Source organism: Pseudomonas sp. 2(2015) (assembly GCF_000955865.1).
In the GTDB taxonomy this organism is placed as follows: domain Bacteria; phylum Pseudomonadota; class Gammaproteobacteria; order Pseudomonadales; family Pseudomonadaceae; genus Aquipseudomonas.
In genome coordinates, this window is record NZ_JYOF01000013.1 from 22,456 (window position 1) to 36,194 (window position 13,739).

Annotated in this window: 15 protein-coding genes; 14 read left to right on the top strand and 1 reads right to left on the bottom strand. The window is 58.4% G+C overall.

Going from position 1 to position 13,739, the window contains the following annotated elements; translation table 11 throughout:
* Positions 1 to 33: 33 nt before the first annotated feature.
* Positions 34 to 1,551 carry a chromosomal replication initiator protein DnaA gene (gene dnaA, locus UB48_RS17590; protein ID WP_045199392.1) on the bottom strand — a complete coding sequence of 506 codons (1,518 nt, stop codon included), beginning with the start codon at positions 1,549 to 1,551 and terminating at the stop codon, positions 34 to 36.
* Between the two features lie 592 nt (positions 1,552 to 2,143).
* On the opposite strand from dnaA, the gene rpmH reads away from it, so the two are divergent.
* The 14 genes from rpmH (at position 2,144) to UB48_RS17650 (ending at position 13,738) form a co-directional block, all read left to right on the top strand.
* Positions 2,144 to 2,278 carry a 50S ribosomal protein L34 gene (rpmH, locus tag UB48_RS27390; protein WP_002551315.1) on the top strand — a complete coding sequence of 45 codons (135 nt, stop codon included), beginning with the start codon at positions 2,144 to 2,146 and terminating at the stop codon, positions 2,276 to 2,278.
* 13 nt (positions 2,279 to 2,291) lie between these two features.
* Positions 2,292 to 2,696, top strand: a complete 405-nt coding sequence (gene rnpA, locus UB48_RS27395) for a ribonuclease P protein component (RefSeq protein WP_213604342.1) — start codon at positions 2,292 to 2,294, stop codon at positions 2,694 to 2,696.
* A complete protein-coding gene (gene yidD / locus UB48_RS27400) occupies positions 2,689 to 2,934 on the top strand; it encodes a membrane protein insertion efficiency factor YidD (protein WP_080764817.1) in 246 nt (81 codons plus the stop codon). The genes rnpA and yidD overlap by 8 nt, the downstream gene beginning before the upstream one ends.
* A gap of 2 nt (positions 2,935 to 2,936) precedes the next feature.
* The gene (gene yidC / locus UB48_RS17600) at positions 2,937 to 4,619 is read left to right on the top strand and encodes a membrane protein insertase YidC (protein WP_045199395.1); all 1,683 of its coding nucleotides are present in this window, start codon (positions 2,937 to 2,939) and stop codon (positions 4,617 to 4,619) included.
* 83 nt (positions 4,620 to 4,702) lie between these two features.
* Positions 4,703 to 6,073: a tRNA uridine-5-carboxymethylaminomethyl(34) synthesis GTPase MnmE gene (gene mnmE / locus UB48_RS17605; protein WP_045199397.1), complete on the top strand. Its 1,371-nt coding sequence runs from the start codon at positions 4,703 to 4,705 to the stop codon at positions 6,071 to 6,073.
* 518 nt (positions 6,074 to 6,591) lie between these two features.
* Complete coding sequence (mnmG, locus tag UB48_RS17610) at positions 6,592 to 8,484, top strand: tRNA uridine-5-carboxymethylaminomethyl(34) synthesis enzyme MnmG (protein ID WP_045199648.1); 1,893 nt, start codon at positions 6,592 to 6,594, stop codon at positions 8,482 to 8,484.
* Positions 8,481 to 9,125, top strand: a complete 645-nt coding sequence (gene rsmG / locus UB48_RS17615) for a 16S rRNA (guanine(527)-N(7))-methyltransferase RsmG (RefSeq protein ID WP_045199399.1) — start codon at positions 8,481 to 8,483, stop codon at positions 9,123 to 9,125. Before mnmG ends, rsmG begins: the two co-directional genes overlap by 4 nt.
* An 18-nt stretch (positions 9,126 to 9,143) precedes the next feature.
* Positions 9,144 to 9,935 carry a ParA family protein gene (locus UB48_RS17620; RefSeq protein ID WP_010222720.1) on the top strand — a complete coding sequence of 264 codons (792 nt, stop codon included), beginning with the start codon at positions 9,144 to 9,146 and terminating at the stop codon, positions 9,933 to 9,935.
* 9 nt (positions 9,936 to 9,944) lie between these two features.
* Positions 9,945 to 10,817 (top strand): ParB/RepB/Spo0J family partition protein, encoded by an 873-nt coding sequence (locus UB48_RS17625; protein WP_045199401.1) that lies wholly within the window; start codon positions 9,945 to 9,947, stop codon positions 10,815 to 10,817.
* Positions 10,818 to 10,966: 149 nt separating this feature from the next.
* Entirely contained in the window at positions 10,967 to 11,374 is a 408-nt protein-coding gene (locus UB48_RS17630) for a F0F1 ATP synthase subunit I (protein ID WP_010222722.1), read from the top strand.
* A gap of 16 nt (positions 11,375 to 11,390) precedes the next feature.
* Positions 11,391 to 12,260 carry a F0F1 ATP synthase subunit A gene (gene atpB / locus UB48_RS17635; RefSeq protein WP_045199403.1) on the top strand — a complete coding sequence of 290 codons (870 nt, stop codon included), beginning with the start codon at positions 11,391 to 11,393 and terminating at the stop codon, positions 12,258 to 12,260.
* 143 nt (positions 12,261 to 12,403) lie between these two features.
* Positions 12,404 to 12,661 carry a F0F1 ATP synthase subunit C gene (gene atpE, locus UB48_RS27405; RefSeq protein ID WP_003097235.1) on the top strand — a complete coding sequence of 86 codons (258 nt, stop codon included), beginning with the start codon at positions 12,404 to 12,406 and terminating at the stop codon, positions 12,659 to 12,661.
* 57 nt (positions 12,662 to 12,718) lie between these two features.
* Complete coding sequence (locus UB48_RS17645; protein ID WP_010222733.1) at positions 12,719 to 13,189, top strand: F0F1 ATP synthase subunit B; 471 nt, start codon at positions 12,719 to 12,721, stop codon at positions 13,187 to 13,189.
* A 12-nt stretch (positions 13,190 to 13,201) separates the two neighbouring features.
* Entirely contained in the window at positions 13,202 to 13,738 is a 537-nt protein-coding gene (locus UB48_RS17650; RefSeq protein WP_045199409.1) for a F0F1 ATP synthase subunit delta, read from the top strand.
* The last annotated feature ends 1 nt before the right edge of the window (position 13,739 follow it).

The window sequence follows — 13,739 nt, forward strand, 5'->3', positions numbered from 1 at the left end:
TCCCTTGCCTTTAATAAGCTGCGCTGACGTTCATCAAGTCGTCAGAGTCCGCAGCAGGTTCTTGTAGTCCTCGCGGATATCCGCGTCGGATTCCTTGAGTTCGTTGATCTTGCGGCACGCATGCAACACGGTGGTGTGATCGCGGCCGCCGAATACGTCGCCGATCTCCGGCAGGCTGTGGTTGGTCAGCTCTTTGGACAAGGCCATGGCGACCTGCCGCGGACGGGCTACCGAACGGGAACGACGTTTGGACAACAGATCGGAGATCTTGATCTTGTAGTACTCGGCAACGGTGCGCTGGATGTTATCCACACTCACCAGTTTGTCCTGCAGTGCCAGAAGATCCTTGAGCGATTCGCGAATCAGCTCGATGGTGATGTCGCGGCCCATGAAGTGCGAGTGAGCAATCACCCGCTTCAGGGCGCCTTCGAGTTCACGCACGTTCGAGCGAATACGCTGGGCGATAAAGAACGCCGCATCGTGGGGCAGGTCGACCTTGGCCTGGTCGGCCTTCTTCATCAGGATCGCTACCCGGGTTTCCAACTCCGGAGGCTCTACCGCAACGGTCAGGCCCCAGCCAAAGCGCGACTTCAGGCGCTCTTCCAGGCCTTCGATTTCCTTCGGATAACGGTCGCTGGTCAGAATGACTTGCTGGCCGCCTTCGAGCAGGGCGTTGAAGGTATGGAAAAACTCTTCCTGGGAACGCTCTTTACGGGCAAAGAACTGAATGTCATCGATCAGCAGCGCGTCGACCGAACGGTAGAAGCGCTTGAATTCGTTGATGGCATTGAGCTGCAGCGCCTTGACCATGTCGGCGACGAAACGCTCGGAGTGCAGGTACACCACCTTGGCATTCGGGTTCTTCTTGAGCAGGTGGTTACCCACAGCATGCATCAAGTGCGTTTTACCCAGGCCCACGCCGCCGTACAGGAACAGCGGGTTGTAGCCATGCTTGGGGTTGTCGGCAACCTGCCAGGCCGCGGCGCGGGCCAGCTGGTTGGACTTACCTTCGACGAAGTTCTCGAAGGTAAAGGTGCGGTTCAGGTAGCTGGTGTGCTTGAGCGCACCTTCGACCTGCACGGTGCGTTGTTCGGTGCGGCCACTTGGAGCTGGCGCGGCGTTGGCCTCGCCCATGGAATCGAAGCTGTCACGCGAAGGCGCTTGCTCGACTTCTGCCACCGGTGCCGGCGCTGCAACAGGTGCGGCGACCGGTTCGCTGACCACCGGGGTTTGGGCAGCCTGGGCCTGCGAGGCGGCGACGGCTGCAGCCAGCGGCGCATTGGGTGCGGCACGTGGTGCCGAACTGCGTCTGCTGCCTATTAATAAGGAAAGGGCAGGCGCAATACCGTTGCCGTGTTCACCCAGCAGTTCGAGCAGACGGCTCAGGTACTTTTCATTGACCCAGTCGAGAACGAAACGGTTAGGCGCATAGACGCGCAACTCGTCGCCTTCGGCTTCGACCTGTAGCGGACGGATCCAGGTGTTGAATTGCTGGGCAGGCAGTTCATCGCGCAGAAGCTCCACGCACTGCTGCCAAAGTTCCACTGACACGGATATCCCCTGAGTTGAAAGCCGGTGAGGCAAAAACAAGCGCCCATTGTACCCAGCGCCAGCGCAGTTATCCACATGCAGCTGCGTTGAGGATGGCGATAAATCAGCAGTTTAGTGACCAAAATGTCGTTTTGAGCTTGTGAATAAGCCCTGTGGATAACCGCCCCTGAGGTCTTTGCACAACTGGGGGTCGAAATCGGTGGATAACCTGCCTGTGGATAACAGGACATTTGATCCACAGCTTTTCCGAGGCTACAGCACAGTCAGAGCACCTCTTCTCGACAGAGTTTCTTTTCTCTGTACATACGATATTTAAAGGGCTGTAGCGTGTTATCCACAGAAATCTTCCACATAAGCTTTATAAGATTCACTAAAAAGCTTTAAATAAGTCCTCTCTTTTTTTCTATGTTTAAGTGATCCGTTACTCGCAACCTGTCAGCACACCCCGAGCGGTGCCTGGAACGAAGCCGATTTTCCGTCCATAAGGAAAAGCTGGTTGGAAATTGACCTACGGCCCTGCTTTCTCTAGAATCGCCGGTCTCTTAAAACGGGGGCCATTCCGGCCCGTTGTCGACGAACCAGGTAACACGCCATGAAACGTACTTTCCAACCAAGCACCATCAAGCGCGCTCGCACTCACGGTTTCCGTGCCCGTATGGCCACCAAGAACGGTCGTGCCGTTCTGTCGCGTCGCCGTGCCAAAGGCCGTAAGCGCCTGGCAGTTTGATTTTTCGGCACTGGTGGTGAGTCAGGACTTCAGTCGGGAAAAGCGTCTGCTTGTTCCCCGACACTTCAAAGCGGTCTTCGACTCCCCAACCGGCAAGGTTCCAGGGAAATGCCTGCTGATCCTTGCTCGCGAGAACGGTCTTGATCATCCCCGCCTGGGGCTTGTGATCGGGAAAAAGAGCGTCAAGCTCTCCGTTCAACGCAATCGCCTGAAACGCCTGATGCGCGATTCGTTTCGCCTGAACCAGCATTCGCTTGTTGGTTGGGATATCGTGATCGTCGCGCGCAAAGGGTTGGGCGAGATTGAAAACCCAGAATTGCACCAACATTTTGGCAAGCTCTGGAAGCGCCTTGCACGCAGTCGGCCCGCTCCAGTGGTTAACACCGACTCTGTGGGGGTAGACAGTCAAGATGCGTAAACTGGCGCTCGTTCCGATCCAGTTTTACCGCTATGCCATTAGTCCACTGATGGCCAGTCACTGTCGTTTCTACCCCAGTTGCTCCTGCTATGCGTACGAAGCCATCGAAACACATGGCCTTTTACGCGGCGGGTGGCTTACCGTTCGTCGCCTGGGGCGTTGTCATCCGTGGAATGCCGGTGGTTTTGACCCGGTTCCACCTGCCTCCTCTTCCCGTACTTCTTCGATAGCCGAGTAATCATGGATATTAAACGCACGATCCTGATCGTCGCCCTGGCAATCGTGTCCTACGTCATGGTCCTTAACTGGAACCAGGACTATGGCCAGGCTGCCCTGCCGACTCAGAATACTGCTGCCAGCAACGTTGCCCCGGCCCTGCCGGACACCGCGCAGGCCGGTAACACTGGCGCCAGCGCCGATGTACCGAGCGCCAACGCTGAATCCAGCCCAGCAGAACTTGCCCCGGTAGTGGTCAGCAAGGACCTGATTCGGGTCAAGACTGATGTCCTCGATCTGGCTATCGATCCAAACGGTGGTGATATCGCCCAGCTGACGCTGCCGAAATACCCACGCCGCCAGGATCATCCGGACATTCCGTTCCAGTTGTTCGACAACGGTGGCGAGCGTACTTACCTGGCACAGAGCGGTCTGACTGGCGCCAATGGTCCGGATGCACGTTCGTCCGGCCGGCCGCTGTATGCCGCTGATCAGAAAAGTTTCCAACTGGCCGATGGCCAGGACCAACTGGTCGTCGACCTGAAGTTCAGCGATGCCGGCGTCAACTACATCAAGCGCTTCAGCTTCAAGCGCGGTGAGTACGACCTGACCGTCACCTACCTGATCGACAACCAGAGCGCCCAGCCTTGGACCGGTAACCTGTTCGCGCAACTCAAGCGCGACGCGAGCTCGGATCCTTCCTCGAGCACCGCAACCGGTACCGCGACTTATCTCGGTGCGGCCCTGTGGACAAGTTCGGAGCCCTACAAAAAGGTGTCGATGAAAGACATCGACAAGGGAAATCTGAAAGAAAATGTTACCGGCGGCTGGGTTGCCTGGCTGCAGCACTACTTTGTAACTGCCTGGATTCCAAACAAGTCTGACAACAACATCGTTCAGACCCGTAAAGACAGCCAGGGCAACTACATCATCGGTTTCACCGGCCCGGCACTGAACGTTGCCGCTGGTGGCAAAGGCGAAACCAGCACCATGCTGTACGCCGGTCCCAAGATCCAGGAGAAGCTCAAAGAGTTGTCCCCAGGTCTGGAACTGACCGTCGACTACGGCATCCTGTGGTTCATTGCCCAGCCAATCTTCTGGCTGCTGCAACATATCCACAGCCTGCTCGGCAACTGGGGCTGGTCGATCATCGTCCTGACCATGCTGATCAAAGGTCTGTTCTTCCCGCTGTCGGCTGCCAGCTACCGTTCGATGGCGCGCATGCGTGCCGTTGCGCCGAAACTGGCAATCCTCAAAGAGCAGCATGGCGATGACCGGCAGAAAATGTCGCAAGCCATGATGGAGCTGTACAAGAAAGAGAAGATCAACCCGCTGGGCGGCTGCCTGCCGATCCTGGTGCAGATGCCGGTCTTCCTCTCGCTGTACTGGGTTCTGCTGGAAAGCGTCGAGATGCGTCAGGCGCCGTGGATGTTCTGGATCACTGACCTGTCGATCAAGGATCCGTTCTTCATCCTGCCGATCATCATGGGCGCAACCATGTTCATCCAGCAGCAACTGAACCCGACTCCGCCGGATCCGATGCAGGCCAAGGTGATGAAGCTGATGCCAATCATCTTCACCTTCTTCTTCCTGTGGTTCCCTGCAGGTCTGGTGCTGTACTGGGTTGTGAACAACTGCCTGTCGATCGCACAGCAGTGGTACATCACCCGCAGCATCGAAAAGGCTACCAAGAAAGCCGCTGCTTGACGGGTTAGCCAGCTAACCTGTGGATAAACGCCCCCTCGTGGGGCGTTTTGCTATCTGTCGTTTTTGTCGTGAGGCCTTCGAGCATGAACACTGTGCGTGAAACCATTGCCGCCATCGCTACCGCCCAGGGACGTGGGGGTGTGGGGATCGTGCGGCTATCCGGGCCTCTGGCCAAACAAGCCGGGCTGGCCATCTGTGGAAAACCGCTAACACCGCGGCACGCCCATTACGGCCCGTTCCGCGCGGAAGATGGCCTGGTGCTGGATGAAGGCATCGCGCTGTTTTTCCCCGGGCCCAACTCTTTCACCGGTGAAGACGTGCTGGAGCTGCAGGGCCACGGCGGCCCGGTGGTGCTCGATATGCTCCTGCAGCGCTGTATACAACTGGGTTGCCGCCTGGCGCGCCCGGGTGAATTCAGCGAGCGTGCGTTCCTCAATGACAAACTCGACCTGGCCCAGGCCGAGGCAATCGCCGACCTGATCGAAGCCAGTTCTACACAGGCGGCGCGTAATGCCTTGCGCTCGCTGCAGGGCGAATTTTCCCGTCGTGTGGATAACCTCACGGAGAAATTGATCAGCCTGCGCATCTACGTGGAAGCTGCGATCGACTTCCCCGAGGAAGAAATCGACTTTCTCGCCGACGGTCATGTGCTGAGCATGCTCGATGACGTGCGCAATAATTTATCCACAGTGCAGCGTGAAGCCGGGCAGGGCGCCTTGCTGCGTGATGGCATGACAGTGGTGATTGCCGGCCGGCCGAATGCCGGCAAGTCGAGCCTGCTTAACGTATTGGCGGGTCGCGAGGCAGCGATCGTCACCGATATCGCCGGTACCACCCGCGACATCCTGCGCGAACATATCCACATCGACGGTATGCCGCTGCACGTGGTCGACACCGCCGGGTTGCGCGACACCGACGATCATGTGGAAAAGATCGGTGTGCAGCGCGCCCTCAAGGCCATCAACGAAGCCGACCGGGTGTTGCTGGTGGTGGATTCCACAGCGCCGGAAGCCAGTGATCCGTTTGCCCTGTGGCCGGAATTCCTCGATCTGCGTCCGGATCCGGCCAAGGTCACGCTGATTCGCAACAAGGCTGACCTGAGCGGCGAAGCCATTGCCATGGAGCAGAGCGAAGATGGCCACGTCACCATTACCCTCAGTGCCAAGGACAGCGACATGGGCCTGGAGCTGCTGCGCGAGCACCTGAAGGCCTGCATGGGTTATGAACAGACTGCCGAAAGCAGCTTCAGCGCCCGCAGGCGCCATCTGGAGGCATTGCGCCAGGCTAGCGCGCACCTGGAGCACGGTCGTGCGCAGTTGACCCTGGCCGGTGCGGGTGAGCTGCTGGCAGAGGATCTGCGCCAGGCACAACAGGCCCTGGGTGAAATTACCGGGGCTTTCAGCTCCGATGACTTGCTCGGGCGAATCTTCTCCAGCTTCTGCATCGGCAAGTAAAGGTCGTTATCCACAGCCGGGTCTGCAACGGACCCGGCTGCAGCATCAAATTTTCACCAATCCTCTCTCCTGGTCAGTACAGCCACAGTGCTCGTACTGTACTCACTCCTGCGTGTCTATCCACAATTCTCTGAAATAAGCCCTGTGGAAAACCCACCTTCAGCTCCGTTGATAACTGGCCTTCAAAGCTGGAGATAACTGCGCTTGTGGGTAACTGGCCATTTCATCCACAGGCTTAAAGCGCTTATCCAGAACGCTCATGCCCGGTAGACCACAGGGTTTTGAATCTCTGTACATAAGGTAAATAAAGGCCTGTAGAGCCTTATCCACAGAAAGGTGGCTGACTAAGAATAAACATAAAAACAAAGCTTTAATAAATTTCTCTCTTTTAATTTCTATTGCACGCCATTCATCCACAGCCTGGTTAAATTTTGTGCAAAAGGTTCCTTTAGAGGGGGGTAAGTCCCTATACTTGTGCGTTATCCCTATCTATTCCCGAAACAGGCACGAGGTGCGTGGTGGATTTCCCTTCCCGTTTTGAAGTGATCGTCATCGGCGGCGGCCATGCCGGTACCGAGGCTGCGCTTGCGTCTGCACGCATGGGTGTAAAAACCCTGCTGCTGACCCACAACGTGGAAACCCTCGGTCATATGAGTTGCAACCCGGCCATCGGTGGCATCGGCAAGAGCCACCTGGTCAAGGAAATCGATGCGCTCGGCGGTGCCATGGCACTGGCCACTGACAAGAGCGGTATCCAGTTCCGTGTGTTGAACAACCGCAAAGGCCCGGCAGTGCGCGCTACTCGCGCCCAGGCCGACCGCGCCATCTACAAATCGGTGGTGCGCGAGATTCTCGAGAACCAGCCCAACCTGTGGATATTCCAGCAGTCGTGCGACGACCTGATCGTCGAGCAGGACCAGGTACGCGGCGTGGTGACACAAATGGGTCTGCGTTTTCTCGCCGACTCCGTGGTATTGACCACCGGCACCTTCCTCGGCGGACTTATCCACATCGGTTTGCAGAATTACTCCGGTGGCCGTGCCGGCGATCCACCCTCGATTGCCCTGGCGCGCCGCCTGCGGGAACTGCCGCTGCGTGTTGGCCGGCTGAAAACCGGCACGCCGCCACGCATCGATGGTCGCTCGGTGGATTTCTCGGTCATGACCGAGCAACCGGGGGATACGCCGATTCCGGTGATGTCGTTCATGGGCTCCAAGGAACAGCACCCGCGTCAGGTCAGCTGCTGGATTACCCATACCAACGCCCGTACCCACGAGATCATTGCCTCGAACCTCGATCGTTCGCCGATGTACTCCGGCGTCATCGAAGGCATCGGCCCGCGCTATTGCCCGTCGATCGAAGACAAGATCCACCGCTTTGCCGACAAGGAAAGCCACCAGGTGTTCATCGAGCCGGAAGGCCTGAACACCCACGAGCTGTACCCGAACGGGATATCCACATCCTTGCCGTTCGATGTGCAGTTGCAGATCGTGCGTTCGATCCGCGGCATGGAAAACGCCCACATCGTGCGCCCGGGCTATGCCATCGAGTACGACTACTTCGATCCGCGTGATCTCAAGTACAGCCTGGAAACCAAGGTCATCGGCGGCCTGTTCTTTGCTGGCCAGATCAACGGCACCACCGGTTACGAAGAAGCCGGCGCCCAGGGTTTGCTTGCCGGGACCAACGCCGCGTTGCGCGCCCAGGGCCGTGAAAGCTGGTGCCCGCGTCGCGACGAGGCGTACATCGGTGTGCTGGTCGACGACCTGATTACCCTGGGTACCCAGGAGCCCTACCGTATGTTCACTTCGCGGGCCGAGTACCGGCTGATCCTGCGCGAAGACAACGCCGACCTGCGCCTGACCGAAAAAGGCCGCGAGCTGGGCTTGGTCGATGACGCGCGCTGGGCCGCATTCAGCGCCAAGCGCGAAGGCATTGCCCTGGAAGAGCAGCGCCTGAAGTCCACCTGGGTACGCCCGGACACCGCGCAAGGCCAGGCAATTGCCGAAAAATTTGGCACGCCGTTGAGCCATGAATACAACCTGCTCAACCTGCTGACCCGTCCGGAAATCGATTACGCCGGGCTGATGGAAGTCACCGGCGGCTCGGATATCGACCCGCAAGTCGCCGAACAGGTCGAGATCAAAACCAAATACGCCGGCTACATCGACCGGCAACAGGAAGAAATCGCCCGGCTGCGCGCCAGCGAAGACACCCGCCTGCCCGACGATATCGACTACAGCGGTATTTCCGGGTTGTCCAAGGAAATCCAGGGCAAGCTCGGCCAGACCCGGCCCGAGACCCTGGGCCAGGCTTCGCGTATCCCCGGCGTGACCCCGGCGGCGATTTCCCTGTTGCTGATTCATCTGAAAAAACGCGGCGCAGGCCGCGAGTTGGAGCAAAGCGCTTGAGTTCTCAGGTCACCCCTCAACACGCCGAAGAGTTGTCCACAGGCGCCCGCCAGCTCGGTGTCGAGCTGAGCGAGGCCCAGCACGCACAACTACTGGCCTACCTGGCCTTGCTGATCAAGTGGAACAAGGCCTACAACCTGACCGCCGTGCGCAATCCGGACGAAATGGTGTCCCGCCATCTGCTCGACAGCCTCAGCGTCATGCCGTTTATCCACAGCGAGCGCTGGCTGGATGTCGGCAGCGGCGGTGGCATGCCGGGCATTCCATTGGCTATCCTGCATCCGCACAAGCAAGTCACGGTGCTCGACAGCAACGGCAAGAAAACCCGCTTCCTGACCCAGGTAAAGCTGGAGCTCAAACTGGATAACCTCACAGTTATCCACAAGCGGGTCGAGGAGTTCCAACCGGAGCTGCCTTTCACCGGAATTGTTTCCCGTGCTTTCAGCAGCATGGAGAACTTCACCAACTGGACGCGCCACCTCGGCGACGCCCAGACGCAGTGGCTGGCAATGAAAGGGCTGCATCCTGCCGATGAGCTGGTAGCATTGCCGGCAGATTTCAGAGTGGATAGCGAGCAGGCCTTGACCGTTCCGGGTTGCCAAGGCCAACGCCATCTGCTGATACTGCGCCGCACGGCATGATTGGGAACACAAGCAAGAATGGCTAAGGTATTCGCTATCGCGAACCAGAAAGGTGGTGTGGGCAAAACCACCACCTGTATCAATCTCGCAGCATCGCTGGTGGCAACCAAGCGCCGCGTGCTGCTGATCGATCTCGATCCACAGGGCAACGCCACCATGGGTAGCGGTGTGGATAAACACGTCCTGGAACATTCGGTCTATGACCTGTTGATCGGCGAATGCGACCTGGCCCAGGCCATGCACTTCTCCGAGCACGGCGGCTATCAACTGCTGCCGGCCAACCGCGACCTGACCGCTGCCGAAGTGGTTCTGCTGGAAATGCAGATGAAGGAGAGCCGCCTGCGCACCGCGCTGGCGCCGATCCGCGAGAATTACGACTACATCCTGATCGACTGCCCGCCGTCGCTGTCGATGCTGACCCTCAACGCCCTGGTCGCCGCCGATGGCGTGATCATTCCGATGCAATGTGAATACTTTGCCCTGGAAGGCTTGAGCGACCTTGTGGATAACATCAAGCGGATCGGCGAGCGTCTGAACCCGCAGCTCAAGGTCGAAGGCCTGCTGCGGACCATGTACGACCCGCGCCTGAGCCTGATCAACGATGTGTCCGCGCAGCTCAAGGAACACTTCGGCGACCAGCTGTACGACACCGTGATTCCACGCAACATCCGCCTGGCCGAGGCTCCGAGCTTCGGCATGCCGGCCCTGGCCTACGACAAGCAATCGCGTGGCGCCCTCGCGTACCTGGCCCTGGCCGGGGAACTGGTTCGTCGTCAACGTCGTCAAACCCGCACTGCACAGACAACTTAAGGAATCCGCATGGCCGTTAAGAAACGGGGTCTCGGACGTGGGTTGGATGCACTGCTCAGTGGTCCGACCGTCAGCGCGCTCGAAGAGCAGGCTGTCCAGGTCGACCAAAAGGAACTGCAACACCTGCCGCTCGACCTGATCCAGCGCGGCAAGTACCAGCCGCGCCGGGACATGGACCCGCAGGCATTGGAAGAACTCGCCCACTCGATCAAGAGCCAGGGCGTGATGCAGCCGATCGTGGTGCGCCCGATCGCCGACAACAAATTCGAGATCATTGCCGGTGAACGCCGCTGGCGCGCGAGCCAGCAGGCCGGCATGGACACCATCCCGGCCATGGTCCGCGATGTGCCCGATGAAGCGGCCATCGCCATGGCCCTGATCGAGAACATCCAGCGCGAAGACCTCAACCCGGTGGAAGAGGCCATCGCCCTGCAGCGCCTGCAGCAGGAGTTCCAGCTGACCCAGCAACAGGTCGCTGACGCCGTGGGCAAGTCGCGGGTCACCGTGGCCAACTTGCTGCGCCTGATCTCGTTGCCGGAAGTGATCAAGACCATGCTGTCCCACGGCGACCTGGAGATGGGGCACGCCCGAGCATTGCTCGGATTGCCGGATGAACAGCAGGTCGACGGGGCGCGTCACGTTGTCGCACGCGGCCTGACCGTACGCCAGACTGAAGCACTGGTTCGCCAGTGGCTCAACGGCAAGCCAGAGGCTGCAGAACCTGCCAAGCCGGACCCGGACATCACCCGCCTTGAACAGCGTCTGGCAGAGCGTCTGGGCTCGGCCGTACAGATTCGCCACGGCAACAAGGGCAAGGGCCAGTTAGTTATCCGTTACAACTCACTAGATGAGTTGCAAGGTGTCCTTGCTCACATCCGCTGAAACAATTCCTTTTGTAGCGCGCAGTCGGAAATCACTACCCGGCAGTTGAATAGGGGTTAAACCGCCCCTATACTCTGCGCGCATTTTGTCGGCACAAATTATGCCAAGTCATAGCTGACTGGTTGGTCGACTTTCGAGGAGCAGTTGTGATGGAAACCCGCACGCCAAACCGCTTGCCTTTCCATCGCTGGGCGGTTTTTCCGGTACTGTTGGCTCAATGTGTCGTGTTTCTGCTGGCAACTTTGGCGTTGTGGCAGTGGCACGGGGCGGTCAGTGGATATTCGGCACTCTGCGGAGGGCTGATTGCCTGGCTGCCGAATGTGTATTTCGCCTGGAAGGCTTTTCGGTATACCGGAGCCAGGGCAGCGCAGGCCATCGTCAAGTCGTTCTACGCTGGCGAGGCAGGCAAATTGATTTTGACGGCAGTGCTTTTTGCACTGACGTTTGCAGGAGTGAAGCCATTGGCGCCGTTAGCAGTCTTCGGTGTCTTTCTGCTGACCCAGTTGGTCAGCTGGTTCGCGCCCCTGCTGATGAATATAAGACTTTCGAGACCTTAGGGCGTTTGAGGCAACCATGGCAGCAGAAACCGCTTCGGGCTATATCCAGCACCACTTGCAGAACCTGACCTTCGGTCAACTACCAGACGGCGGTTGGGGCTTTGCCCATTCCGCAGCAGAAGCCAAGGCAATGGGCTTCTGGGCTTTCCACCTGGACACCCTGGGTTGGTCGGTCGCACTGGGTCTGCTGTTCGTATTCCTGTTCCGCATGGCAGCCAAGAAGGCGACTTCCGGCCAGCCTGGCGGCCTGCAGAACTTCGTAGAAGTGCTGGTTGAGTTCGTCGACGGCAGCGTCAAGGACAGCTTCCACGGCCGCAGCCCGGTGATCGCCCCACTGGCGCTGACCATTTTCGTCTGGGTCTTCCTGATGAACGCCGTCGACCTGATCCCGGTCGACTGGATTCCACAGCTGGCCATCCTGATCTCCGGTGATCCGCACATTCCGTTCCGTGCCGTTTCGACCACCGACCCGAACGCGACCCTGGCCATGGCCTTCAGCGTGTTCGCCCTGATCATTTTCTACAGCATCAAGGTCAAGGGCATCGGCGGCTTCCTCGGCGAACTGACCCTGCACCCGTTCGGCAGCAAGAACATCTTCGTTCAGATCCTGCTGATTCCGGTCAACTTCCTGCTCGAATTCGTCACCCTGATTGCCAAGCCAATCTCGCTGGCCCTGCGTCTGTTCGGCAACATGTATGCCGGCGAGCTGGTGTTCATCCTGATTGCCGTGATGTTCGGCAGCGGCCTGCTCTGGCTCAGCGGCCTGGGCGTGGTGCTGCAGTGGGCGTGGGCTGTGTTCCACATCCTGATCATCACCCTGCAAGCGTTCATCTTCATGATGCTTACCATCGTCTACCTGTCGATGGCTCACGAAGATAACCATTAAGACCGCCTGGCGTGTCTGATGACCCTTGCGCCAGTACGGGGGAGGGTCGAAAAAGTCCGCAAGGGCAGCTGTACCAAACGATTTTGTTTTACCGCTTCAAACTAAAAAACCTAACCAATACGACGTAAAAGTCGGGAGGAAAGATGGAAACTGTAGTTGGTCTTACCGCTATCGCTGTTGCTCTGCTGATCGGCCTGGGTGCTCTGGGTACCGCCATTGGTTTCGGCCTGCTGGGCGGCAAGTTCCTGGAAGGCGCTGCTCGTCAGCCAGAGATGGTTCCAATGCTGCAAGTTAAAATGTTCATCGTTGCCGGTCTGCTCGACGCCGTAACCATGATCGGTGTTGGTATCGCTCTGTTCTTCACCTTCGCTAATCCCTTCGTTGGTCAAATCGCCGGCTAATCACTCGAATTCTCGAGTGGTTTGGTGTGATGGACAAAGAACGAGCGAGGTGTTGGCGTGAACATTAATGCAACCCTGATTGGTCAGTCCGTTGCGTTCTTCATTTTTGTGCTGTTCTGCATGAAGTTCGTGTGGCCTCCGGTCATCGCGGCATTGCAAGAACGTCAGAAGAAGATCGCGGATGGACTGGACGCTGCCAACCGAGCAGCTCGCGACCTGGAGTTGGCCCAAGACAAAGCGGGTCAGCAACTGCGCGAAGCGAAAGCTCAGGCAGCCGAAATCATTGAGCAAGCCAAGAAGCGCGGTGCTCAGATCGTCGAGGAAGCCCGTGATCAGGCCCGCGTCGAAGCTGACCGTGTGAAGGCTCAGGCTCAGGCCGAGATCGAACAGGAAATTAACGGTGTCAAAGACGCCCTGCGTGCCCAAGTGGGTCTGCTGGCTGTCGGCGGTGCTGAAAAGATCCTTGGCGCCACAATCGATCAAAACGCGCATGCGGAGCTGGTTAATAAACTGGCCGCTGAAATTTAAGCGAGGGCGATCATGGCAGAACTGACCACGTTGGCCCGACCTTACGCTAAGGCGGCCTTTGAGCACGCCCAGGCCCATCAGCAACTGGCCAATTGGTCAGCCATGCTCGGCCTGGCTGCTGCAGTGTCGGAAGACGACACGATGCAGCGCCTGCTCAAGGCCCCGCGACTGACGAGCGCAGAAAAGGCCGCCACGTTTATTGACGTGTGCGGTGACAAGTTCGATGCACAGGCACAGAATTTCATTCATGTTGCCGCGGAAAACGACCGTCTCCTGCTGTTGCCGGAGATTTCGGCTTTGTTCGACCTGTACAAGGCTGAACAAGAGAAATCCGTGGACGTGGAAGTCACTAGTGCTTTTGCGTTGGACCAAGAACAGCAAGACAAACTCGCCAAGGTTCTCAGTGCACGGCTCAGCCGGGAAGTGCGCCTGCATGCGACGGAGGACGCCTCCCTTATCGGTGGTGTCGTGATCCGCGCCGGCGACCTGGTAATCGATGGCTCGGTTCGCGGCAAAATCGCGAAACTGGCCGAAGCATTGAAATCTTGAG